Below are 23,253 nucleotides of genomic sequence, written 5' to 3'. Positions count from 1 at the left end.
GGGGCTTCCAAAGTTGGGGGGGGTTCAGTGCGCGATGAAGACGTTCTTTACTTCGCTGAAGGAATCGAGCGCGTCAGGACCCAGTTCGCGGCCCAGGCCCGATTGCTTAAAGCCGCCGAACGGCGTCGAATACCGGACTGAAGAGTGCGAGTTCACCGAGAGGTTTCCGGCATCCACTCCGCGGGCCACGCGCAAGGCCCGGCCGATGTCTTGGGTCCAGATGGATCCGGAGAGGCCGTACTGGGTGTCATTGGCGATCCGTACGGCGTCCGCCTCGTCGTTGAAGGGAACGACGACGACGACGGGTCCGAAGATCTCCTCACGCACCGCCGGGTCGTCGAAGGAGCCGGGGGCCAGGACTGTGGGCGGGAACCAGAAACCGGGCCCTTCGGGCACCTCGCCTTGGAAAGCTATGGGCGCTCCCGAGGGCACAAAGCCCGCGACAGTTTCCCTTTGCCGGGCGGAAATCAACGGCCCCATGACGGTACTTTCGTCCGCCGGGTCGCCGACTTTGACAGCCCGAACGGCGGGTTCCAAGAGTTCAAGGAAAGCGTCGTAGGCCGATTTTTCCACCAGGATCCGGGATCTGGCACAGCAGTCCTGGCCGGCATTGTCGAACGCACCACCGGGAGCTGCTGCAGCTGCGGCCTGAAGGTCGGCGTCGGCGAACACAATGTTTGCGCTCTTGCCTCCCAACTCGAGCGTCACCCGCTTCACTTGATCAGCACAACCGGCCATGATCTGCTTGCCAACCCCGGTAGAGCCGGTAAAGACGACCTTCCGCACGGCGGGGTGGGTCACGAAGCGCGCCCCCACCACGGAGCCCTTCCCCGGGATGATGGTCAGCACGCCGTCGGGCAGGCCGGCCTCGCGCGCCAGCTCACCCAGCCTCATCGCGGTCAGCGGCGTAAGTTCCGCAGGCTTGAGTACCACTGTGTTTCCTGCCGCGAGCGCCGGAGCAAAGCCCCACGCCGCGATCGGCATGGGAAAGTTCCACGGCACAATAATGCCGACAACGCCCAATGGCTCGTGGAATGTCACATCGAGGCCTCCAGCAACCGGGATTTGCCGACCGAAGTGCCGCTCCGGAGCCGCCGAGTAGTAACTAATGACGTCGCGTGCATTGCCCGCTTCCCAGCGGGCGTTGCCGATCGTGTGTCCCGCATTGCGGACTTCCAGTTGTGCGAGGTTCTCCAGATCGGCGTCGACGGCGGCCGCGAACCGGCGCAAGAGCAATGCCCGGTCCGACGGCGACACCTTCCGCCAGGTCTCAAAAGCGCCAGCCGCGCGGGCAATGAGTGCGTCGGTCTCGGCGAGGGATGCCAGTTCTACAGTTTGAAGGAATTCCTCGGTGGCCGGATTGATGATGTCAAAAGTTGCGGCACTCACGCCCAGCTCTTTTCTGTCGGTTTGAATTCCGTCGATGGGTCGAAGCGCTCAGCGTAAAGTTCGCCGTCCCGGTACCTTCTGGCGGCCTCAATGAATCCTTCAAAGAGGCGCAAGTCGGAACCATTTTGTTCAGGGTGAAACTGAACGCCCAAAACCCAGCTTCCTTGGGTCGACTCGACGGCCTCGACCGTGCCGTCCGCCGCATACGCCGTGACGCAGAGCCCTTCGGCAACCCGGTCCAGAATCTGGTGGTGATAGACGGGCGCCGATGCCCGCTCGCCGAGTTGTTCCGCGATGATGCTCCCCGGCCGCGTACCGAACTCCACCTCGCCGAAAACCCCCGAAGCGGGTTGGTATTTGGCCTCGGGAAGGACGTCCGGCACGTGCTGGATGAGGTTTCCGCCCAAGGCAACGTTCAGGATTTGCGCGCCGCGGCAGATTGCGAAGAGCGGAACCCCTTTCTCCAACGCGGCCAGCGTCAAAGCGATATCGTGCTCGTCCCGCGCGGGCTGGCTGCGGGTGCTCGGATGAGGCTCGGCGTCGTAATTTCCGGGGTCGACGTCGCTGCCTCCCACCACAATCAGGCCGTCGACGAGGTCAAGTACGGAGGTATCCGTGCCGATGGGCGGCAGGAGCAGGGGTGTGCCGCCCGCTGCCACCACGGCCTCCAAATATGTTGCCGGAAGCACGGCTGCCCGCGCGTCCCAATCCCCCCATTTCGCGTCTTGCAGATAGGTGGTCAGGGCGATCCGGGGCCGTCGGACTGGATCTGGAGCCGGCGTCTGATTCCGAGCCATCGCCCCTACAGCCTTTCAAACCCGCGACGGAGCTCCCAGTCCGTGATGGCGGACTCAAAAGCTGCCAGTTCGACGTCGGCGTAGTTGACGTAGTGCCGCACCACTTCCTCACCGAAGACTTCCTTGGCGATCACGGAGCTGGCGAACAGATCCCGCGCTTCCCGCATCGTCGTCGGCACGGTGGGAGCGCCCGAGGTGTAGGCGTTGCCAAGGGTTGCCGGTTCGAGTTCGAGCTCATTTTCGATTCCGTAAAGGCCGCCGGCAAGCATGGCCGACAGTGCCAAGTACGGGTTGACGTCGCCACCGGGCAGCCGGTTTTCCAGCCGCGCGCTCTGGCCATGCCCCACGAGGCGCACCGAGCAGGTGCGGTTGTCGAGGCCCCAAGCCACCGCCGTCGGGGCGAAAGAGCCTTTGACGAACCGCTTGTAGGAGTTGATGTTGGGAGCGTAAAAGAGCGTGAATTCCCGCATCGTGGCCAGCACTCCGGCGATGAAGTGATCGTAGGTTTTGGTGCGGGCGCCGGTTGCCTTGTCCCAGAAAACAAGCTCATCGTTGAGTCCGCGAAGGGACAGGTGGATGTGGCAGGAATTGCCCTCGCGCTCGTTGGGCTTGGCCATGAAGGTAATGGATTGGCCCATGTCATGGGCGATGTCCTTGGCCGCGGTCTTGTAGACGGAATGGTTGTCCGCCGTGGTGACCACTTCGTCGTACTTGAACGCGATCTCGTGTTGGCCGAAGTTGCATTCACCTTTGGCCGATTCCACGGTCATCCCGGCTGCGTACATCTCGTTCCGGATCCTGCGAAGCAGGGGTTCCACACGGCCGGATCCCAGGAGCGAGTAGTCCACGTTGTATTGGTTGGCAGGAGTGAGGTGCTTGTAGTCCAGGTCCCATGCCTGCTCGTAGGAGTCGTTGTAGACCACAAATTCAAGCTCGGTTCCGGCAAGTGCCTTCCAACCGCGCTCGGCCGCCTTGGCCGTCTGGCGCTTGAGCATGGCGCGGGGTGAAACGGAGACCGGAGTGCCGTCGGTCATGGACAGATCGCACTGGATCAGCGCACTCCCCTCGCGGTAGGGAAGGACGCGGATGGTGTCCAAATCCATGTCGAAGAGCATGTCTCCATAGCCCTTTTCCCATGAGGAAATGTCATAGCCATCCACGGTGTTCATTTCGGTGTCAACGGCGAGGAGGTAATTGCAGCCCTCGGTGCCATGCTCCAGGACGGAATCCAGGAAGAATTGCGCGTGGAGGAGCTTGCCCTGCAGCCTACCCTGCATGTCGGTGAAGCCGAGAATCACGGTGTCTATGGCGCCCTCGCCAATCTGCGCCTTGAGTTGCTCAACGGTGAGCATACGGTCATTGCGAGGGTGAGCGGTGGTATCCACGGTGTTCGAAATGTCGTTCATGGTGCTGCTCATTTCAGTAGTCCCTTGAGTAGTGCGGCAGTGGACTCGCAGTGCAATTCCATGACGCTTCGGGCCGCTGCAGGCTCGCCGTCGAGGATGGCCTGCACTATCAATCGATGTTCTTGGTTTGAATGTTCGATATTCCGTTGCAGAAAGGGGATTTCCGCCAGGAATTCGTGGATCTTTGTCTGGATGGTGGTGCTGGCTTTGTTGAGTTCGGACGATCCCGCAACAGCGGAGAACGCCAGGTGAAGGCGGGCGTCCGCTTGCCTGTATTCCACCGGTGAACCCGCGTTTTCGACCTCGGCCAACGAATCAGTAAGAAGCCGGCGCTGATCCTCGCTGAGCCGCATCGAGGCCGCCCGCTGGCAGGCCCCTGGTTCAATCACCGAACGGAAGATGAGGATGTCGCTGATTTCCTCCTGCCGGTCCTTGTTGCCGAGACGCTCAGGCGGCCGCGCGTTGCCGACCGGTTCCACGATGGTTCCGCCGCCCCTCCCCCGGACGGTCGTGACGAACCCGGCTGCGCGTAGTGCGCTGATCGCTTCCCGCAACGTCGCCCGGGAGACCTGCATACGCTCGGCCAAGTCGCGCTCGGGCGGGAGTCGCTCGCCGGTCTTGAAGATCCCCAACTGAATTGCCGATCCCAAATGCTCGACGCACGACTCGAAGGCCATATGTCCACGCGCGGGGAGCAGGACCGTCTCCAGTAGGGGGGATTCAATCGGTTCAACGAGGAACATGGCGACCTTCCTGGCTGGGAGGCCGCCGGCGAAGAACCGCCGGCGGCCCATGGTTGTGCTAGTTGAGCAGCTTATCCGCGTCGATCGTCAGATGCTCCTGTTCGGCACTCGTCATGAACGTCCGGCGCCCCGTGGTGTACCAAAGCACGGTGGCGAGGAGGAAGACGACCACGACGGCGATAGGCGCGTAGTTGAAGGTGTCGATGGTGATGTCTGCGACGGGCGGAAGGACGAAGAGGATCACGATGATGGCGACCCACACAATCGCTATCCAGTTGATAATGGGACTCCATTTCCCGAGGTGCCACGGGCCCGGTACGAAGTTCTTGTTGAGCCTGCGGAGCAACACCGGGGTGATATACGCGATGTAGAGCCCAATGACGGCGACGCTCGTCACGGCAAAATAGGCGGTTGTGTTGAACAGGGCGGGTGAGGCGAGCACAATCGCGCAGCCAACGCAGAGCCAGATGGAATTTGTGGGGGTGCCGCTCCGGGCGTTGACTTTGGCCCAGATGCGGGAGCCTGGCAGTGCATTGTCGCGGGAGAAAGCGTAAGTCATGCGTGAGTTGGCGGTCACTGACGCCATGCCGCAGAAGAACTGTGCGCCTACCACGATGGCGAGCAGGAATTTCGCTACGCCAGGATTGCCGAGTGCATCCAGGAAAATCTGTGCCGGAGGCAAACCGGTTGGCGTGGCACCTAGGGTGGTCAGACCCTCCTCCGAGCCGTTCGGGATCGCGGCGACGAGTGAGTAGAGCAGAATCCAGCCACCAATGATGGAGATGACCACGCTCATGACAATCCCCTTGGGAGCCGCGATGGCTGCGTTCTTGGTCTCTTCGGCAACGTGGGCCGAAGCATCGTAGCCGGTGTAGGTGTACTGCGACATGAGCAGGCCCATGAGGAAGACATACGGTCCGAAGGTGAAGCCGGTTTCGTTGTGCCACGCCGTCATTGTCCAGTCGAAGGACTGGTGGCTCGTGGGCATGATCCACAGCGCCGCGACGATGATCGCGACGCCCACAATGTGCCACCAGGCGGAGACATTGGACAGGAAACTGACAATCTTGACGCCGAAACTGTTGAGCAGGGCGTGGATGACCATCAGGACGACGAACAGCGCGAACGTACCGCCTGCGGTGGGCTCGACGCCGAAAGTCAGCGCCGCGAAAGCCATCATTGTTGTGGCGCAGCCAAAGTCGATTGCCGCTGTGACGGCCACTTCCCCAAGGAAATTGAACCAACCGACGTACCAAGCCCAGGCCCGCTTGTTGCGTTTGGCGAGCCTGCCGGCCCAGAAATAAAGGCCACCGGCTGTCGGGTATCGCGAACAAACCTCGGCCATGGAAAGAGCCACGCACAGGACCAGGAGGCCAACGATCGGCCAACCCACGTTGATGGCAGCCGGACCGCCGGACTTGAGCGCAATGCTGAAGGAGGTAATGCAGCCAGCCAAGATCGAAATGATGGAAAACGAGACTGCGAAGTTGGAGAAGCCGGACATGCCGCGATGTAGCTCTTGCTTGTAGCCAAGCTCGGCGAGGGCCGCAGCATCTGCATCTTGCACAGCCTGCACCTTCGCTGCCGTAGAACGATCACTCATGATTATTCTCTTTCTAAACGGAAGGGGGGAACGGGCCGACACCGCTCGCATCGATAGTGACTCACTTCACATCAATCTGTCAATGGTCTGACTTCAGACCACAAACCAACCTTCTCGAAACGGTAGGCTGGAAGGCATGGTTTCTGAGGACTCAAACGCCGACGGCACGTCACAAAGCGGCACGTCGCACAACAGCACGGCACACAACGCCGCGGCACATAACGGCACTCCGGAACGCCGCGGGATCACGGTCCGCCGTGCGCCGAAGTTCGTTCCCTTCATGGGCCTGGGCGGCGTGCTCGGCATCGTCGTTGCCGCGTTCGTGGCCTACGGGATCCCCGGCGACGAGAGTTTCGACACCGGGGCCGTCTTCGGGTTCTTCCTCGTGTCCTTTGCCGCGGGCGGCGTGTTGCTGGGTGCCATCGCGGCCCTCGTTCTCGACAAGGTCAGCGTGCGGCGCTCCCGGCGTGCCGTCGTCGAGTCTGTACCCGGCCCCGCAGAGGACGACGCCGGGGCATAGGATCCCGGTCACAATGTCGCGTGAGGGAAAGTACCACGCCAACATCATGCGACAATTGACCAGTGGCACGTGGCGACGGAAAACTTTCTCATGATCTTCTCCCCGACGAAAAAGGACCTCAGGACGCTTGTGGCGTCTTCGGGGTCTGGGCGCCGGGCGAAGAAGTAGCAAAACTCACCTATTACGGGCTGTATGCGTTGCAGCACCGCGGACAAGAATCGGCTGGTATTGCTACCAGTGACGGCAAGCGCATCAATGTCTACAAGGACATGGGCCTCGTGTCCCAGGTCTTCGACGAGACAACCCTGAACACCCTCACCGGGCACCTTGCCGTCGGCCACTGCCGCTACTCCACCACCGGAGCAAGCCACTGGGCCAACGCACAGCCCACCCTGGGCGCAACCGCCACCGGCACCGTTGCCCTCGCGCACAACGGCAACCTGACCAACACTGCCGAGCTCCGGGAAATGATCCTCGAGCTCAACGGCGGCCAGTTGACCGGAGAAATGAAGCAGGGCAACACCTCGGACACCGCCCTGGTCACCGCCCTCCTCGAAGGCGAAGAGGGCAAGACCCTCGAACAGACGGCGCTTGAGCTGCTTCCCAAGATTCGGGGCGGCTTCTGCTTCGTATTCATGGACGAAGGCACCCTCTACGCCGCCCGCGATACCTTCGGCATCCGCCCCTTGTGCCTTGGCCGCCTCGAGCGCGGCTGGGTTGTCGCCTCGGAGCAGTCCGCCCTGGCAACTGTCGGTGCGAGCTTCATCCGCGAGATCGAGCCCGGCGAGTTCATCGCCATTGACGAGAACGGCGTCCGTTCCCAGCGTTTCGCGGAAGCGACGCCGGCCGGTTGCGTTTTCGAATACGTCTACCTTGCGCGCCCCGACGCTTCGATTGCCGGACGCTCCGTGTACGAATCCCGCGTGGAAATGGGCCGCCAGTTGGCCCGCGAAAACACCCAGGTAGCGGACATCGTCATCCCCGTTCCCGAATCCGGAACTCCGGCCGCGGTCGGCTACGCCGAGGAATCCGGCATCCCGTTCGCGCACGGCTTCGTCAAGAACTCCTACGTGGGACGCACGTTCATCCAGCCCTCGCAGACCCTGCGCCAGCTCGGAATCCGGCTCAAGCTCAACGCCCTCGAATCCGTGATCCGCGGCAAGCGCGTGGTGGTGGTCGATGACTCGATCGTCCGCGGCAACACCCAGCGCGCCATCGTCCGGATGCTCCGCGAGGCCGGCGCCGCAGCCGTCCACATCAAGATCTCCTCCCCGCCCGTCCAGTGGCCCTGCTTCTACGGCATCGACTTCGCGTCCCGCGCTGAACTGATCGCCAACGGTGCCACCATCGAGGAAATCTCCCAGGCCATCGGGGCGGATTCGCTGGCCTACATTTCCGAAGACGGCATGATCGGCGCCACCCAGCAGCCGCGCGAACGCCTCTGTACCGCCTGTTTCACCGGCCAGTACCCCATCGCGCTTCCGGGTTCGGACAAACTGGGCAAGAACCTCCTGGAGCGCACCGACCTCGGCGGGCTGCCGACGTCGGGCATCTCCGCCGAAGCCGCGACCGCGGACTCGGACGACCCGGCCAACAAGCCCGGCGCCACGGGCTGCGATCCCGGACCCGACGCCGAGTTTGAGAACCTGCTGACCGACGCCGATAAGAAAGAGTCTGTATGACCTCCGCATCCTCCGCCGCTGAGAACACAACCGGCATCACCTACGCGTCTGCCGGCGTCGACGTCGAAGCGGGCGACCGCGCCGTCGAACTCATGAAGGACGCCGTCAAGGCGACCCATAACAGCTCGGTGCTCGGCGGCGTCGGCGGTTTCGCCGGCCTGTACGACGTCTCGAAGCTGCTCACGTACAAGAGGCCCCTGCTGGCCACGTCCACTGACGGCGTCGGCACCAAGGTGGCCATAGCCCAGGCCATGGACATCCACGACACCATCGGATTCGACCTCGTTGGCATGGTGGTGGACGACATCGTGGTGGTGGGTGCCGAGCCCCTCTTCATGACCGACTACATCGCATGTGGCAAGGTTGTCCCCGAGCGCATCGCGGACATCGTCCGAGGCATCGCGGCCGCTTGTTCCGTGGCGGGCACTGCCCTGGTGGGTGGCGAAACCGCTGAGCACCCGGGCCTGCTGGGTGAGCACGAGTACGACGTCGCCGGTGCAGCTACCGGTGTTGTCGAAGCCGACGCCCTGCTTGGCCCGGACCGCGTCCGCGCCGGCGACGTCGTGATCGGCATGGCCTCCTCGGGCCTACACTCCAACGGCTACTCCTTGGTTCGCCGCGTGATCAACCACGCCGGCTGGGCCCTGGACCGCCAGGTCTCCGAACTCGGCCGCACCCTGGGCGAAGAACTGCTGGAACCCACCCGCGTCTACGCCGCCGACTGCCTGGACCTCGCCCGCGCGTTCCCGGTCAGCGGCCTGGGTACTGCGCCCGGCGCCGTGCACGGCTTCAGCCACGTCACCGGCGGCGGCCTCGCAGCCAACCTGGCCCGCGTGCTGCCGCAAGGCCTCGTGGCCACGGTTGACCGCGCCACGTGGGAACTGCCGGCCATCTTCAAGCTGGTCTCCGAGCTCGGCAATGTTCCGCTGGCCGACCTCGAGCGCACGCTCAACCTCGGCGTCGGCATGGTGGCCATCGTGTCCCCCGAAATCGCCGACGCCGCCGTGGCCCGCCTCAACGAACGCGGGCTCCCGTCGTGGGTCATGGGTACCGTGGCTGCGGACTCCGACTCGATCATTAAGAGCGGCCCGGACTACGTGCAGGGCGCCAAGGGTGTCGACGGCGGCGCCGTGCGCCTCGTGAACGCTTACGCCTAAGGGTTCCCAACGCAAAAGAGTGCCCACCCAATTGCCGATCCGGCAAGCTGGTGGGCACTCTTACTTAAGGCCTAGTTGCTTTCGCCGGCCATCACGCTGAAGGCTGCTCCGGCGGGATCGCCAAGGACTGCCATGCGGCCGACACCGGGGACATCGAAGGCAGGCGCGAAGACCTGGGCTCCGAGTTCCAAGGCCTTCGCCACGGATTCATTGACGTCCGCAACATTGAAGTAGGTCATCCAGAACGGCGGCATACCCTCCATGGGCTGCTTCATGGCGCCGGCCACGGACTTCCCGTCCACCACGAACTGGGTGTATTCCTGCAGATCGCCGGCCGCAGCCGTCTCGCTGGAGCATCCCGTCACGGATTCGTAGAACGCCATGGCCTTGGGAACGTCGTTTGTCTGCAGTTCGCTCCAGACCACCGTGCCCGGTTCATTGACCAACCCGGCGCCGTGGTGGCTTCCGGCCTCCCAGAAACCAATCTGCGCACCCGTCGGATCGGCGGCGAAGAACATCCGGCCGCTCCCGTTGGGGACGCTGTCCGGCAGGAAGACGATGTTGCCGCCGGCCGCCGTCGCGCGCTCGGCAGCCTCGTCGACCGAATCGACGGCGAGGTAGTTGGCCCAGAAGGACGGCGCACCGGCCGCAGCCATGTCCGGCATCTGCTGCATCATGCCCGCAACGTAGCGGTCCTGCAGCTTGGCCATGTAGTACGTCATGCCGTTACCGGCGTCCATCGCGTCCAGTTCCCAGCCGAACAGATCACCGTAGAAGGCCTTGGAAGCCTCGATGTCCGACGACGACAGGTCCACCCAACACGGAGTTCCCTGCTTGTAGCTATCAACCTGCGGCATTGCTATCCCTTCGTTGAGTAGCCGGCTTACGCCAGCGGATACCACGTTCAAAGTAGTACGGGGGTCCGACACCGACAACAGCCAGCGCGGACGGACCCCCTCAAGAGCGGCGTTGGAACCCTTATGCGTGAACAGCCCGGCCCGTGAAAGCGACCAGGCGCTCAAGGCTGGATGCCGTCTCGGCGACTTCCTGGGCCGGGGCGAAGCTGCCGCTTGCGCGGACCTGCTCGCTGATCGTGTTCTGCGCGAGGACCTCGACGTAATCGGTGAGCTCATCCGCAACCGACACCTCGAGGCCCAGGGCCTTGGAGAAGTCCCAAGCGTGGACGAGGAACTCGAGGTTGAGGATCGAGGCGACCATCGTGGCCGGCAATTCGGCGAAACCCATGTCGATGGTGCCTTCGAGGCCGCGGCGGTAGAAAGCCTCCAGCGTGGGCTGGGCGAGGTCGGCGATGCGCACCTCAGGCGACTTTCCGGCGTCGTCGGCTACTTCGGCGCCCAGGGCCTTGGCGATGTTAGCAATTGAGCCGGCAAGGTGGTCAAGCAACTGGGACACGTTGAAATCGGCACACGGAGTCTGGGTCTGCGCGTCGGCCTCGGTGACGTGCGCCAGCACGCGCTGCACGATGGCGAGCGTGGCGTCCGCAGAGGTGAGCTCGTTGAGATCGGCGGGGGCAGCGGCCCATTCGTCGGCACCTGCGTCGCCCGTGGAGGCCTCGGCGAGGAGACGGTCGAGGTAGTGGTTCCAGCCCTCGGAGTGGGCTGCGACGGCTTCCGGCGTCGGAAGGCCTTCGTGCACGAAGCGCACCGTGGTCCCGCCGTCGGCTGGCTCAAGGGTGATGGCTACGGTGGAGACGTTGTCCGCCGGGGCCTCGGGCTGCTCCCAGGCCCACGTGAAGACCACGCGCTTGCCCGGTTCGATTTCGGTGAAGGTTCCGGCGGCGTGGTGGCCCGGAGTGACGGTCCAGCGGTACTCGCCGCCGACCTTCAGGTCGACGCGCGCGGCAACGGTCTGCCAGCGTCGGAGGCGTGCGGGCTGCGTGATGAGTTCGAACGCCTGGTCGACGTTGAGGGGAAGAAGAACGGTCTTGTCGTAAATCATGATGATTCCTCTGTTGTTTGAAGGCGGTCGGTGGTGAAGTTTTGTGCGTCAGCGAGGAGCATGTCCAGCTCAGCGGTCCAGAACTGCTCAAAAAGCATCCGGAGTTCTCTCATGCCGGCGTTGTCCAAGCGGTAGAAGCGGTTGCGTCCTTCTTTGCGGGCAGCAACGAGGCCTACCTGCTCCAGCAGCAACAAGTGCTGCGAGATGGCGGATCTGCTCACCGTGAATTCGGCTGCCAGCTCCGTCACGGTGCGCTCGCCCGCCGCAAGCAGGTGCAACAGACGCCGCCTGTTCGGCTCCGCGGCAACTTCCAGTGGGTCGAGCATGATTAATACGTTAGCCGCCACTAACGCATTCTGTCAATCACTTCCGAGAGCGCACTATCAACGACTACAGAACCGCGGACAAAAACGCCCTGGTCCGTTCATGCCGGGGGTTGCCAATGACCTCTTCGGCGGGACCTTCCTCAATGATCCGGCCGCCGTGCATGAACACCACTCGATCCGCCACGTCGCGGGCGAAGCCCATTTCATGCGTCACGACAATCATGGTCATTCCTGTCCGGGCCAGGTCCTTCATCACCCTGAGGACTTCGCCCACCAGCTCAGGGTCCAGCGCCGACGTCGGCTCGTCAAACAGCATCAGCTTCGGTTGCATGCACAGCGCCCGGGCGATCGCCACCCGCTGCTGTTGCCCGCCCGAGAGGTGCCTCGGATAAGCATCCGCCTTCTCCGAAAGGCCCACCTTCTCCAACAAATCCAATGCCCGACGGCGGACGTCCGCCTTGCGCTGCTTGAGCACCCTGAGCGGGGCTTCCATCAGGTTCTCCAGCACGGTCATGTGCGGGAAAAGGTTGAAGTGCTGGAAGACCATCCCGATATCGGTGCGGTCGGCGCAGATTTCGTTGTGGGACTGTTCGTGGAGCTTGTCCCCCTTGATCCGGTAGCCCACGGCCCTGTCTCCAACCCACAGCAGGCCGCCGTCGATCTTCTCGAGGTGGTTCACGCACCGCAGGAAGGTGCTTTTCCCCGAGCCGGAGGCGCCGATCAGGCAGACCACTTCGCCGCTTTGGACGTGGAGATCGATTCCCTTGAGGACCTCGTTGTCGCCGAAACTCTTGCGCACTCCTTCCGCGCGCACCAGCGGAAGCGCCTCCGGTGCCTTCCGGCTTTCCTTCGTGTCGATGGTCATGACTGCTTGCCCTTTCCTGCGCCCTGCACGGAGTGAATCCTGAAGAATTTCCTCAACCGCTCGGCGGCGGTCGGCGGGACGGAACGGGACGTGCCCCGCGCGAAGTGCCTCTCCAGGTAGCCCTGGCCTACCGTGAACACCGTGGTGACGACGATGTACCAGATGCTGGCCACCAAGAGCAGAGGGACAACCTGCAGGTTCTTCGAGTAGATGATCTGGGCGGAGTACAGGAGCTCGGGGACAGCCAGGACGCTGACCAACGAGGTCATCTTGAGCATGCCGATGAACTCGTTGCCCGTGGGTGGAATGATGACGCGCATGGCTTGCGGCAGGATCACCCTGGTGAGGGTCTGGATGCGGGACATGCCGAGGGCACCCGCGGCTTCGCCTTGGCCTTGGTCAATGGACTGGATGCCTGCCCGGACGATCTCCGACATGTACGCGGCCTCGTTGAGGCCCAGGCCAAGGATCGCTGCGGCGAGCGGTGTGATGATCTGGTTGGCGTCGAGGCTGACCCCCGGGATACCGAAGGTGATCTCCGGATACAGCGCCGACAAGTTGAACCAGAACAGCAGCTGGACCAGGACCGGCGTGCCACGGAAGATCGTCACGTAGGCGCTTGCCGAGGCCTTGACCACGGGGTTTGCCGAAAGCTGCATGACCGCAAGCACCACGCCAAGCCCCACCCCGACAGCCATGCAGACAACCGTCAGGAACAGGGTGATGCCAATCCCGTTGACGATGGCGACGTCGCGGAAATACAGGGCCACCTTGTCCCAGCCGAAACGGGGATTGCTCACCGCGGAAACAAGCAGCAAGATCACGACGGCGGCTACCGCAGTTCCAGCCACCCATCGCCAGGGGTGCTTGGCTGAGACCACGGTGAACTGTCGGCGGTCCGTTGTTCCAATCTTGGGGACAGTAATCACGCTGCTCATTTCGCACCACTCGCGTCCACGGCATCAGCGCTGATGGTCACAGAGTCCGGGATTCCGTACTTCGCGTTGATCGCCTTGTACGCGTCGCCCGCGATCAGTGCCCTGACGGCCGCGACGATCGCCTTGGTCAGCGGCGAACCCTTGGGCATGGCGATACCCACCGGCGTTGGTTCGAAGTCCTGGTTGCTGGCGAGTTCGAAAGCGCCGCCTGAAAGCTTGCTTGCGTAACCCATACCAATAAGGCCCGAGAGAACGCTGTCCACCCGCCCGGAGATGAGGGCCAGGTTGGCTTCGTTCTGGGAGGGAAACAGCTGAATGTCGATCGGCGCCTTGCCAGCGTCGAGGCACTGCTTCGAAAACGCCGGAAGGGTCTCGATCCCCTGCGTGGTTCCCTTTTCGCCACCCACTTTCGTGCCGCACAGCTTCATCGCGTTGAGGGACAATTTCTTGGGGTTGCCCGCCTTGACAGCAAGGCCTGAGCCACTGCTTTGGTAGGAGGCGAAATCGGCGTTCATCTTGCGCTCGGCCGTGACGTTGAAACCCGAGATGCCGACGTCGTACTTGTTCGAGCTCACGCCCGGGAGGATGGTGTCAAAGGTCGCGGGTACCATCTTGACTTCGAGCCCCAGCGTCTCGCCGACGGCTTTCGCAAAGTCCGCGTCCCAACCGACAACCGTCTTGCTGTCAGCGGCGTAGAACTCATAAGGCGCGAACGTGGGGTCTGTTCCAACCACCAGCGTCCCTTTGGACTTGACGTCCGAGGGCAAGAGATTCGCTGCGGACTGGTTGAAAGGTGCCGCCGGAATCGCGGCGTCTTTGCCGGGAATGGAACTGGCCGCGGCTTCCTTGCCGGCGTCGAGTGATGCAGTGGTGCAGCCGCTGAGCCCGACGGCGGCTGCCAGCAGCAGGGCGCCTGTGGAGATGTATCTAGGACGGTTCATGAATTGCCTTTCACATAGCTTGTTCCGTGGTCAACGGCGATGTTGACCACGGTGGTACCGACATTGACGAGGGCGGGATGCCGAACGATTGCGACCACCCCGTCCATGGGTGAAAAGAAGTCTTTTGGGGGACGCTCGAGTTCTTCCACTGAGTGAACCCGGGCCACGAGGTCTCCGGCCGTAACCTTCTGGCCAAGTTCTACGACCGGCTCAAGGATGCCTGCCATCGTGGAATGGACCGGGGACTGGGAAGTGAGTTCGACCCACTGGATCGGAGCTCTGGCGGTGGCCGGCCCGGCGTCCTTGAGAACGCCCCAGTGGCCAAGCAGCGAACGAAGTCCCGTCCTCGCCCTGTTGAGGATCGGCAGGAATACGGTTCCCCTGCCACCAAGCTCGGTCGAGATCATCGGCACGCCCGCCCGATCGGCAGCGCCGCTAATGGAGCCCGACTTCAACATGGGCTTCACCACCACGGAGTACGGGGCATTGAACGCGGCCACCGCCGCCGCCTTCTCAGCCCATAGCTCCGGGGTCGGTCCTTGGTAGACAAAGGCAGACGGAACGTACTCCGAGGCGATTCCCCCGGAGTGGATGTCCATGACGAAGTCGGCCATGGGTATGAGTTCTCCGGCCACAATCGAGGCGATCTGCAGCGCTGGTCCGCCGTCGGCGCGGCCCGGGAGTGCCCGGTTCAGATTGACCCGGTCCACGCTGGACACTCGTCTTCCTTCGCGGACGGCAGCGATGTTGAGGGCAGGGAGGATGATCAGTCTCCCTGTTACCTCATCCGGGTTCAAAGTGCGGATGAGTTCCTGGAGCAGGATCTGGCCTTCATATTCGTCACCGTGCGTTCCGGCGATCAAAAGAACCGTGGGGCCGTCTCCACCACTCAGGACCGCGATCGGCGAGGGGATGACAGCGGCGTCGTTCTCGTTGTCCGAATGTTCGATCTCCAGGTAACCCAGCTGCTTGCCGACGGCGGCAAAATCGATCCCGGGTATGCGTGGAATGTGCAGGCTCATAGGCACCTTTCCTCAGGGTTGGTAGAATTGGATTCACTGTATACAGTGAATCCTGTGATGTAAAGCACGTAGGATTGAACGAGTTTTGATACCAAAAAGGGGATGGGGCGAATGGCCACGCAAGCTGCCAAGGGGATGAGGCCGCTGAGCGAGCACGTCTACGACAGGATCAGCAATGAGATCGTCAACGGAGTGGTCGAGCCTGGCGCTCCCCTGGTCCAGGAACAACTGGCCGAAGAATACGGCGTTTCCCGGACGCCGGTCCGCGACGCACTGAACCGCTTGGTGCACGAAGGACTCGCCACTTTGGTCCCGGGCTCCGGGTATTTTGCGACAACGCTGACCCGATCAGCCGTCGAAGAAGTCTATGAGGTACGCAAGGCCCTTGAGATCATGGCCATCAGACAATGCGGGGCCAAGTACACCAACCTTCAGCTTGCCCGGCTCGAGCTGCTCATCGCCGAGGGTGCAGCAAGCGCCGACCCGGAGGAACTCTTTACCGCTACGCGGGCGTTCCATTTGGGCTTGGCGGCGCCTGCGCCCAACGGATTCCTGCTGAAAACGCTCGAATCCGTCTGGGACAACCCCGTTCAACGGCTCATCAGCCGTTCGTATCCCTTGGATGACACCAAGCTTGAGCGCGTGGCGGACGCTCACCGGAAGATCCTTGCTGCAGCCCGCGCCAATGACCTCGAAACACTGATCCCTTTGCTGGATCTGTGCCACGAGAAGGACTGACCGGCAAAAGGGGACGAAAAAAGCCCGTAGCGCACGCCAATCACGGCGCGCCCTACGGGCCCTGTGTTTCGGGAGGCATCTGGGGATGCCAAATCACTTCGTGTACGACGGCGGTACGCAACTCGATGCCGAAAGGCACCTGATTGTTGCTACAGCTATCCGATACGGCGGGTGTCTACCTCGTCGTCATCGTCTTCCAAGTCCTGTGCGTACTTGTCCTCGTAAGCCGAGTAATCCGGCTCCGGCGGATCGTCCGCGAATCGGCTCGTCGCACGACTTGATGGCCCAGTCAGCTCGCGCTGAAGGGCCGAATAGTCAGTGTTCGGGGAGTAGTACTTGATGTCCCGAGCCTGCTTGGTAGCTTTTGCCTTTTGACGGCCGCGCCCCATGGCGTGACCCCCTTTTGTACTTGGACCGGAGGTGGTCACCTTGGCGATCGGTGAGGCCCCGGAATGTTTGGTCAATTTGTCGTATGTCTAGATTACATGCTTTCTGGAGCAACTGCTTGCCACGACCTCGCGAAAGCGGCGTCACACTTCCACACGGCAGTATCACCGTTCGTCGGCATGAAAAACTTGGGTAGAGTCGCCCTAATATCGGGCCGCACGCATGAAAGGCGCTAACTCAGACATGGGCCAGGACAACACGATCCCGGGAAACAACGGTACAGGCGACAACGAGTCGCCGGTAGACCCTGGTTCAGGGGCCGGGTATCCGGGGACTTCGGGCACCTACCCGGATACTGGCATGCCTGGCCAAACCGAGCCCGGGGACGGCTTTCCCTCCGAAAAAGGGTCGTCCCTGCGGACTGCCCTGGACGCCATAACGCGGTATCGGCTCATCATTGGCGGCATTGTGCTGGCTGTATTGATCCTCATCGGAGTAGTGATCTGGATCCTCGTTGGGGCCTTGGCCAACCGCCCGGCGGCCGCGCCCGTCCCCGCACCGGCCACGTCCACTAGCCGCGGCCCCCTCCCGGCTGATGTCGAGGCAAAGGACTACCAGCTGGGCGATTGCTTCGCCGATTTCGACTCCAACGCCACCAAGTCCAAAGTGGTGGACTGCACCACCGACCATTCTGCCCAGCTGGGCGCCATCTTCCGGTACAAGGCTGACGACACCTTCCCCGGTGCCACTGCCTTGCGTGACAAAGGCCGCGAAATCTGCCGTGATCTGATGCTGAACGAGGCCTCCACGAAGTACGCGCTCCTGCAGCAGAACGTGTACCCGAGTGCCACCAGCTGGGACAACGGCGACCGCCGCGTGGACTGCTTCATCGTGGTGAACTCGGGAAACACGCTCAAGGAATCCGTGCTGCAGAAGTAGTTACTCCTTCCGCCTCACCGTCAGGCCGCTACCCGCCGGAGCCCCGCCGTCGGGACCCGTCAAAGCTTCGAGACCCTCGATGGTGAGTTCGTCGACGTCGGCCGCCGTATCCACGAGCACCGTGTCGCCGTCTGCGATCTCTCCGGCGAGGATCTCCTTGGCCAAGCGGTCGCCGATCTCGCGTTGAACCAGCCGTCGCAACGGACGGGCGCCGTAGGCGGGATCGTAACCGGACATCGCGAGCCAGGCACGGGCGCCGTCACTGACCTCAAGGGTGAGCCTGCGGTCGTGCAGGCGCTTGGTCAGCTCGTCCACGTGCAGCTCGACGATCCTGGCGAGCTCGTCCACGCTAAGCGGATCGAACAGGACAATCTCGTCGAGCCGGTTGAGGAACTCCGGTTTGAAGGACGCGTTGACCACGGCCATGACCGCATTTCGCTTCGCCGTGGCGTCCAGCGTTGGATCCACAAGGAACTGGCTGCCCGAGTTGGAGGTCAACACCAGGATGGTGTTCCGGAAGTCCACGGTGCGGCCCTGCCCGTCGGTGAGGCGACCGTCGTCGAGCACTTGCAGGAGGATGTCGAACACCTCCGGGTGGGCCTTCTCCACCTCGTCGAGCAGGATCACGGAGTACGGGCGACGACGGACCGCTTCAGTCAGCTGACCGCCTTCCTCGTAGCCCACATATCCGGGAGGGGCGCCGACCAGCCGGGCCACGGAGTGCTTTTCCCCGTATTCAGACATGTCGATCCGCACCATGGCGCGTTCGTCGTCGAACAGGAAGTCAGCGAGTGCCTTGGCGAGCTCGGTTTTGCCGACGCCGGTGGGGCCCAGGAACAGGAACGAACCCGTGGGGCGGTTGGGGTCACTGATGCCCGCACGGGCGCGGCGGACGGCATCGGAAACGGCGGCCACGGCCTTGGACTGGCCGATCAGCCGCTTTCCGATCTCCTCCTCCATGTGCAGCAGCTTCTGGGATTCTCCCTGCAGCATGCGGCCAGCGGGGATCCCGGTCCAGGCCGAAATGACCTCGGCGATATCGTCCGCCGTGACTTCGTCCGCGACCATCAGGGCGGGCTTCGCTTCACCGCGCGCTTCGCGGGCGGACTCTTCCTCGGCTGCTGCGCTGAGCTCGCGCTCCAGAGCGGGCAGTTCGCCGTAGAGAATGCGCGAGGCGGCTTCAAGGTCGCCTTCGCGTTGGTACTTTTCGGCGGCCGAACGCAATTCATCGATTTTCGCCTTGAGGTCGCCAACGCGGTTGAGCCCGGCCTTCTCGGATTCCCAACGGGCGTTCAATGCCGCGAGGGCTTCCTTCTTGTCGGCCTTGTCCGCGCGCAGCGCAGCGAGGCGTTCGATGGAGGCCGCGTCGGTCTCGCGGGCGAGGGCCAATTCCTCCATGGTCAGACGGTCCACGGCACGGCGAAGCTGGTCGATTTCCTCAGGAGCCGAGTCGATTTCCATGCGCAGCCGGGATGCGGCCTCGTCCACGAGGTCGATCGCCTTGTCCGGCAACTGACGGCCCGAGATGTAGCGGTTGGAGAGCGTCGCGGCGGCCACGAGGGCGGAGTCTGCGATCGCTACCTTGTGGTGGGCCTCGTAGCGTTCCTTGAGGCCTCGGAGAATACCGATCGTGTCCTCCACGCTGGGCTCGCCCACGTAGACCTGCTGGAAGCGGCGTTCCAGGGCAGGGTCCTTCTCCACATTCTCGCGGTACTCGTCCAGCGTGGTGGCGCCGATGAGGCGCAGCTCGCCGCGGGCCAGCATTGGCTTGAGCATGTTGCCCGCGTCCATGGCGCTTTCACCGGTGGCACCGGCGCCCACCACCGTGTGGATTTCGTCGATGAACGTGACAATCTGCCCGTTGGAGTTCTTGATCTCCTCCAGCACGGCCTTGAGCCGTTCCTCGAATTCGCCGCGGTACTTCGCGCCGGCCACCATGGACGCAAGGTCCAGCGCGATCAGGGTCTTGCCCCGCAGGCTTTCCGGGACGTCGCCGGCCACCATGCGCTGGGCGAGCCCTTCGACGACAGCGGTCTTGCCGACGCCGGGTTCACCGATCAGCACCGGATTGTTCTTGGTGCGCCGGCTCAGGACCTGGACGACCCGCCGGATTTCGCTGTCCCGCCCGATCACGGGATCCAGCTTGCCGGAGCGCGCGACGGCGGTGAGGTCCATGCCGTACTTCTCGAGGGCCTGGAAGGTGTTTTCGGGGTCTTGCGAGGTGACTTTCCGGTCGCCACGGACACCCGGCAGGGCGGCGAGCAGTGCTTCGTGGGAGGCGCCGGCGTCGCGCAGTAGCTTCCCCACGGCGTCGCTTCCGGCCGAGAGCCCCAAGAGGAGGTGCTCAGTGGACACGAACGAGTCGCCGAGTTTCTCAGCCTCGTTCTGGGCGGTCTGGATGGCCTGCATCGAAGGACGGGAAAGCTGCGCTTGCTGCACGGAACTGCCCGACGACGACGGCAGGGCCTTGATAGCCGAGCTCGCCTGCACGCTCACGGCATCCGGGTCCGCTCCAGTGGCGCGCAAAAGGGCTACGGCGACGCCCTCGCGCTGGTCCATGAGCGCTTTGAGCAGGTGGGCCGGCTCCAGCTGCGGATTTCCGGCGGTGGAGGCGTTCATGGCCGCCGCGGAAAGAGCCTCCTGGCTCTTGGTGGTGAATTTGACGTCCATGGAAGAGCTCCTTTCGGGAGTAGACTGTTTCTCAAAGTTGAGTCTACTATGCTCAACTTTGGCGAATCATCCCCCCTGCTCCATGTTTGCCGACGGCGAAACTGCTGTCTATAGCCTTCTCCGCTTACCGCGGCTCCCGCCGTCGAAACCGTGGGTGTGGGCCGCGCGCTGCGCGCCGGAACGCAGCGCGGCCCGCACCCACGATCCCGGTAAAGCGCCGTACGATATGCACATGGCACCCTTCACAGTCACTCGCAATGCGCTGATCCCCGCCGAGCCCGCCGACATCTTCCCCTTCGTCAACAACTTCCACGAGTGGACCAAATGGTCTCCGTGGGAAGCCGTTGACCCCAAGCTGAGCCGCAGCTACTCGGGCAACGAATCCGGCGTCGGAGCCAAGTATGCCTGGAGCGGCAACAACAAGGCTGGCACCGGAACCATGGAAATCGTCAGCTCGGAAGAGCCTGGCAAGATCGACATCCGCCTCGAATTCACCAAGCCGATGAAGGCCATCAACCCCACGGGGTTCACGTTCGTGCCCGAAGGGGACGGCACCCGCGTCACCTGGACAATGACCGGCGAGAACAAGGGCCTCGGCAAAATCTTCGCTTTGTTCATGAACATGGAGAAGATGGTGGGCGGCGACTTCGAGAAAGGCCTGACCGCACTCTCGGCGGTAGCCACGCGGAAAAACCCGTAGTTTCTCGGCGCAGGCCATGGCCGTCTACGTTGATCCGCCGCTGTGGCCCGCGCACGGGACCGTGTTTTCCCACCTCGTCTCGGACACATCGCTCGAGGAGCTGCATGCCTTCGCCGAGGCTGAGGGGATTCCCGAGCGCGCCTTCGACGGCGATCACTACGACGTCCCGGAACGCCGCTACCAGGACCTCCTTTCCGCAGGTGCCATCCCCGTGGAGGCCCGGATTTTGGTGCGCAAACTGATCGCGAGTGGCTTGCGGATCCCCGCCCGCCAACGGAACAAGGCCCTCACCGTGCCCTTGCTGGAGCGCTGGAATTCGACACTTCCGGGACACGAGGAGCTGGGTTTCGAATTGCTCGAACGCTGGGGCGAGGACCATCGGAAGTACCACAGCCGCACGCATTTGCTGGCGGTCCTGGAAGCCTTGGATCTCCTCACCGAACCCGGGCCGCCCGCGCGCTCAGTAACTTTGGCCGCTTGGTTCCACGATGCCGTCTACGAGGGAATCGCCGGGCAGGACGAAGAGCAGTCGGCCAGGCTGGCCGAGGACCGACTAGCCATTGCGGGACTTCCCGGGCAGGTGATCGACGACGTTGCCCGGCTTGTCAGGCTGACCTCCACCCACAGCCCCGAACCGGGAGACCATCTCGGCGCCCTCCTATGCGACGCCGATCTGTCCGTCCTCGGCGCAGAACCCAAGGCTTACGCCCGCTACCTGGCTGCTGTCCGCGAGGACTACGCGCACGTCGGCGATGCAGACTTCGCGGCAGGCCGCGCCGCCGTCGTCCGCCAACTACTCGCCTTGGATCCGCTCTTCCACAGCGAACGGGCGAAAAGCCTGTGGCTCGATGCCGCACGCCGCAACCTGGAGGCCGAACTGTCATGACCATGGCGGGGACGGTGCACCGGCAGCTTCCGTTCACGGTGAGGTTTGAATGGGGGCTCGACGGCGCCCATGCGGTCGCGTCCGGAGCGGACCTCGCCGTGGTGGTTGACGTCCTCTCCTTCACCACATGCGTCAGTGTCGCCGTCGATCGGGGCGCCATGGTGTTCCCCTATCCGTGGAAGGACACCGGGGCTGAGGATTTCGCCGCCCACCACGATGCCCAACTGGCGGGTCCGCGAGGTGGAGGCGGCCTGAGCCTCTCGCCGTCGAGCCTGCGGGACGCCCGGACGTTGAGCCGCGTCGTGCTGCCTTCACCCAACGGCTCGTCGATCGCGTACGAGCTCGCCCGGGAAATCCCCCTTATCGCAGCCGTGTCACTGCGAAACGCAGCGGCCACCGCGGATTGGGTGGCATCCGAACTCCCCCCGGATGCGGTGGTGGCGGTGATCGCGGCCGGCGAGCTTTGGCCCGGCGGTTCGCTCCGGCCCGCCGTGGAGGATCAGATCGGGGCCGGCGCCTTCATTGCCGGGCTCGCTGCCGCAGGGCGAGGCGGCTTCACACCGGAAGACGGCAGGGAAGGTTTCGCGCCGGAGGCTGATGCCGCGATGGCCGTGTTCAACGCCGCCGAACCCCGGCTTCATGACGTTCTGCGAGGCTGCTCCAGCGGCCGTGAGTTGATCGGCGCAGGGTACGCGGACGACGTCGAGATCGCCGCCGAACTTGACGCCGGGTCCGCTGTGGCCCTGTTGAGGGACGGCGCGTTCCAGCGGCCCTGAGTGCGCTTCGGTGCGGTTTCCATAGGGGCTTGCGCTTCCACTACTTAGCGGTACTATGTACCAGTAGCTAGTAACACTGAGTAGTGAAAGGAGGTGTCCGATGGGCAGGCAAATGACGGAGATGCTCAAAGGGACCCTGGAGGGCATCGTTCTCGCCCTCCTGACCGGGAATCCCGCGTACGGGTACGAAATCACGACGCTGCTCCGGGGGCAGGGCTTCACCGAGATCGCCGAGGGCACCGTGTATGCGCTGCTCGTCAGGATCGAGCAAAAGGGCCTAGTCGACGTCGAGAAGCGGCCGTCAGAGAAGGGGCCGCCGCGCAAGGTCTATTCGCTCAACGAGCAGGGCGAGAAGGAACTGGACGAATTCTGGAATACGTGGAGTTTCCTGTCCGAGCGACTGGAACAGCTCCGAAAGGGAGGAAAGTAAACATGGCCACAGGGTGGATCGAGCAGCTCACGGGATCGCTCGAACAGAAGAAGCAATACCGGCAAAACAAGGCACGCGTGGAGCAGCTTCCCGCGGACTATCGCGCGGCGGCGACCGCGCTGGAACGGTACCTGATGTACTTCGGGGCCATCACCAAAGGAGAGATCCTGCTGCAGATGCTCGGTGATCTCACCGATCTGTTCGAGCAGAGCGCCGCGGATGGAACGCCGATCCGCTCGATCGTCGGTGACGACCCGGTGGAATTCGCCGAAACGTTCATGCGCAACTACACGGTAGGTCAGTGGATCAACAAGGAGCGCGAACGCCTGGTCAAGGCAATCGACGCCGCTGCCGGGGACGATGGGAAGGAGAGGTAATC

The 23,253-nt window shown here is 63.3% G+C and carries 24 protein-coding genes; 10 read left to right on the top strand and 14 right to left on the bottom strand.

The genetic code is table 11. From position 1 onward, the window contains the following. Positions 1 to 24: 24 nt before the first annotated feature. The 5 genes from AB4074_RS14895 to AB4074_RS14875 are packed head-to-tail and all read right to left on the bottom strand — an operon-like array spanning position 25 to position 5,938. Positions 25 to 1,389 carry an aldehyde dehydrogenase family protein gene (locus AB4074_RS14895; RefSeq protein WP_441414069.1) on the bottom strand — a complete coding sequence of 455 codons (1,365 nt, stop codon included), beginning with the start codon at positions 1,387 to 1,389 and terminating at the stop codon, positions 25 to 27. Beyond that, the gene (locus AB4074_RS14890; RefSeq protein WP_441414068.1) at positions 1,386 to 2,186 is read right to left on the bottom strand and encodes a gamma-glutamyl-gamma-aminobutyrate hydrolase family protein; all 801 of its coding nucleotides are present in this window, start codon (positions 2,184 to 2,186) and stop codon (positions 1,386 to 1,388) included. The genes AB4074_RS14895 and AB4074_RS14890 overlap by 4 nt, the downstream gene beginning before the upstream one ends. Before the next feature lie 5 nt (positions 2,187 to 2,191). Then, positions 2,192 to 3,604, bottom strand: coding sequence for a glutamine synthetase family protein (locus AB4074_RS14885; protein ID WP_441414067.1), 1,413 nt, complete (start codon positions 3,602 to 3,604; stop codon positions 2,192 to 2,194). Further along, complete coding sequence (locus AB4074_RS14880; RefSeq protein ID WP_236813102.1) at positions 3,601 to 4,335, bottom strand: FadR/GntR family transcriptional regulator; 735 nt, start codon at positions 4,333 to 4,335, stop codon at positions 3,601 to 3,603. Before AB4074_RS14880 ends, AB4074_RS14885 begins: the two co-directional genes overlap by 4 nt. A gap of 58 nt (positions 4,336 to 4,393) precedes the next feature. Next, the gene (locus tag AB4074_RS14875) at positions 4,394 to 5,938 is read right to left on the bottom strand and encodes an amino acid permease (RefSeq protein WP_441414066.1); all 1,545 of its coding nucleotides are present in this window, start codon (positions 5,936 to 5,938) and stop codon (positions 4,394 to 4,396) included. Between the two features lie 136 nt (positions 5,939 to 6,074). Between AB4074_RS14875 and AB4074_RS14870 the strand changes: the two genes are divergently transcribed. The 3 genes from AB4074_RS14870 to purM all read left to right on the top strand — a co-directional run bounded on the left by AB4074_RS14870 (position 6,075) and on the right by purM (position 9,297). After that, on the top strand, positions 6,075 to 6,458 hold the full coding sequence (locus tag AB4074_RS14870; RefSeq protein ID WP_441414065.1) for a hypothetical protein: 384 nt from the start codon (positions 6,075 to 6,077) through the stop codon (positions 6,456 to 6,458). A 62-nt stretch (positions 6,459 to 6,520) separates the two neighbouring features. Next, positions 6,521 to 8,140, top strand: a complete 1,620-nt coding sequence (purF, locus tag AB4074_RS14865; RefSeq protein WP_078107476.1) for an amidophosphoribosyltransferase — start codon at positions 6,521 to 6,523, stop codon at positions 8,138 to 8,140. Beyond that, positions 8,137 to 9,297, top strand: a complete 1,161-nt coding sequence (gene purM, locus AB4074_RS14860) for a phosphoribosylformylglycinamidine cyclo-ligase (protein ID WP_236813108.1) — start codon at positions 8,137 to 8,139, stop codon at positions 9,295 to 9,297. Before purF ends, purM begins: the two co-directional genes overlap by 4 nt. Positions 9,298 to 9,368: 71 nt before the next feature. Here purM and AB4074_RS14855 read toward each other — a convergent pair whose 3' ends face one another. From AB4074_RS14855 to AB4074_RS14825, 7 genes are all read right to left on the bottom strand, one after another. Then, positions 9,369 to 10,154 carry a VOC family protein gene (locus tag AB4074_RS14855; RefSeq protein ID WP_441414064.1) on the bottom strand — a complete coding sequence of 262 codons (786 nt, stop codon included), beginning with the start codon at positions 10,152 to 10,154 and terminating at the stop codon, positions 9,369 to 9,371. A 121-nt stretch (positions 10,155 to 10,275) separates the two neighbouring features. Beyond that, entirely contained in the window at positions 10,276 to 11,256 is a 981-nt protein-coding gene (locus AB4074_RS14850) for a TIGR03086 family metal-binding protein (protein ID WP_441414063.1), read from the bottom strand. After that, positions 11,253 to 11,582 (bottom strand): ArsR/SmtB family transcription factor, encoded by a 330-nt coding sequence (locus AB4074_RS14845; protein ID WP_441414062.1) that lies wholly within the window; start codon positions 11,580 to 11,582, stop codon positions 11,253 to 11,255. The genes AB4074_RS14850 and AB4074_RS14845 overlap by 4 nt, the downstream gene beginning before the upstream one ends. Before the next feature lie 64 nt (positions 11,583 to 11,646). Further along, positions 11,647 to 12,447 carry an amino acid ABC transporter ATP-binding protein gene (locus AB4074_RS14840; RefSeq protein ID WP_441414061.1) on the bottom strand — a complete coding sequence of 267 codons (801 nt, stop codon included), beginning with the start codon at positions 12,445 to 12,447 and terminating at the stop codon, positions 11,647 to 11,649. Further along, entirely contained in the window at positions 12,444 to 13,385 is a 942-nt protein-coding gene (locus AB4074_RS14835; protein WP_441414060.1) for an amino acid ABC transporter permease, read from the bottom strand. The genes AB4074_RS14840 and AB4074_RS14835 overlap by 4 nt, the downstream gene beginning before the upstream one ends. Further along, positions 13,382 to 14,326 carry an ABC transporter substrate-binding protein gene (locus AB4074_RS14830; RefSeq protein WP_441414059.1) on the bottom strand — a complete coding sequence of 315 codons (945 nt, stop codon included), beginning with the start codon at positions 14,324 to 14,326 and terminating at the stop codon, positions 13,382 to 13,384. The genes AB4074_RS14835 and AB4074_RS14830 overlap by 4 nt, the downstream gene beginning before the upstream one ends. After that, positions 14,323 to 15,348, bottom strand: a complete 1,026-nt coding sequence (locus AB4074_RS14825) for a succinylglutamate desuccinylase (protein WP_441414058.1) — start codon at positions 15,346 to 15,348, stop codon at positions 14,323 to 14,325. Before AB4074_RS14825 ends, AB4074_RS14830 begins: the two co-directional genes overlap by 4 nt. A gap of 111 nt (positions 15,349 to 15,459) precedes the next feature. Between AB4074_RS14825 and AB4074_RS14820 the strand changes: the two genes are divergently transcribed. Then, positions 15,460 to 16,086: a GntR family transcriptional regulator gene (locus AB4074_RS14820; protein WP_441414057.1), complete on the top strand. Its 627-nt coding sequence runs from the start codon at positions 15,460 to 15,462 to the stop codon at positions 16,084 to 16,086. Between the two features lie 155 nt (positions 16,087 to 16,241). Here AB4074_RS14820 and AB4074_RS14815 read toward each other — a convergent pair whose 3' ends face one another. Beyond that, the gene (locus tag AB4074_RS14815) at positions 16,242 to 16,475 is read right to left on the bottom strand and encodes a DUF3073 domain-containing protein (protein ID WP_028265518.1); all 234 of its coding nucleotides are present in this window, start codon (positions 16,473 to 16,475) and stop codon (positions 16,242 to 16,244) included. Between the two features lie 220 nt (positions 16,476 to 16,695). Here AB4074_RS14815 and AB4074_RS14810 point away from each other — a divergent pair, with 220 nt between their 5' ends. Next, entirely contained in the window at positions 16,696 to 17,412 is a 717-nt protein-coding gene (locus tag AB4074_RS14810; protein ID WP_441414056.1) for a septum formation family protein, read from the top strand. Here the strand turns inward: AB4074_RS14810 and clpB are convergent, their stop codons facing one another. After that, positions 17,413 to 20,082, bottom strand: a complete 2,670-nt coding sequence (gene clpB / locus AB4074_RS14805; RefSeq protein WP_441414055.1) for an ATP-dependent chaperone ClpB — start codon at positions 20,080 to 20,082, stop codon at positions 17,413 to 17,415. Positions 20,083 to 20,314: 232 nt separating this feature from the next. Here clpB and AB4074_RS14800 point away from each other — a divergent pair, with 232 nt between their 5' ends. The 5 genes from AB4074_RS14800 to AB4074_RS14780 all read left to right on the top strand — a co-directional run bounded on the left by AB4074_RS14800 (position 20,315) and on the right by AB4074_RS14780 (position 23,251). Then, positions 20,315 to 20,782, top strand: coding sequence for an SRPBCC family protein (locus AB4074_RS14800; protein WP_441414054.1), 468 nt, complete (start codon positions 20,315 to 20,317; stop codon positions 20,780 to 20,782). A 16-nt stretch (positions 20,783 to 20,798) separates the two neighbouring features. Continuing rightward, positions 20,799 to 21,668 carry a DUF4031 domain-containing protein gene (locus AB4074_RS14795; RefSeq protein WP_441414053.1) on the top strand — a complete coding sequence of 290 codons (870 nt, stop codon included), beginning with the start codon at positions 20,799 to 20,801 and terminating at the stop codon, positions 21,666 to 21,668. Continuing rightward, positions 21,665 to 22,444: a 2-phosphosulfolactate phosphatase gene (locus tag AB4074_RS14790; protein ID WP_441414052.1), complete on the top strand. Its 780-nt coding sequence runs from the start codon at positions 21,665 to 21,667 to the stop codon at positions 22,442 to 22,444. The genes AB4074_RS14795 and AB4074_RS14790 overlap by 4 nt, the downstream gene beginning before the upstream one ends. Positions 22,445 to 22,544: 100 nt before the next feature. After that, a complete protein-coding gene (locus AB4074_RS14785; protein WP_059389920.1) occupies positions 22,545 to 22,874 on the top strand; it encodes a PadR family transcriptional regulator in 330 nt (109 codons plus the stop codon). A 2-nt stretch (positions 22,875 to 22,876) separates the two neighbouring features. Continuing rightward, positions 22,877 to 23,251 (top strand): DUF1048 domain-containing protein, encoded by a 375-nt coding sequence (locus AB4074_RS14780; protein ID WP_441414051.1) that lies wholly within the window; start codon positions 22,877 to 22,879, stop codon positions 23,249 to 23,251. Positions 23,252 to 23,253 lie beyond the last annotated feature (2 nt).

This window comes from Arthrobacter sp. 2MCAF14 (assembly GCF_052115645.1).
Lineage (GTDB): Bacteria > Actinomycetota > Actinomycetes > Actinomycetales > Micrococcaceae > Arthrobacter.
Note: the sequence above shows the minus strand (reverse complement) of the source record. Positions and strands in the feature narration are given on the sequence as shown.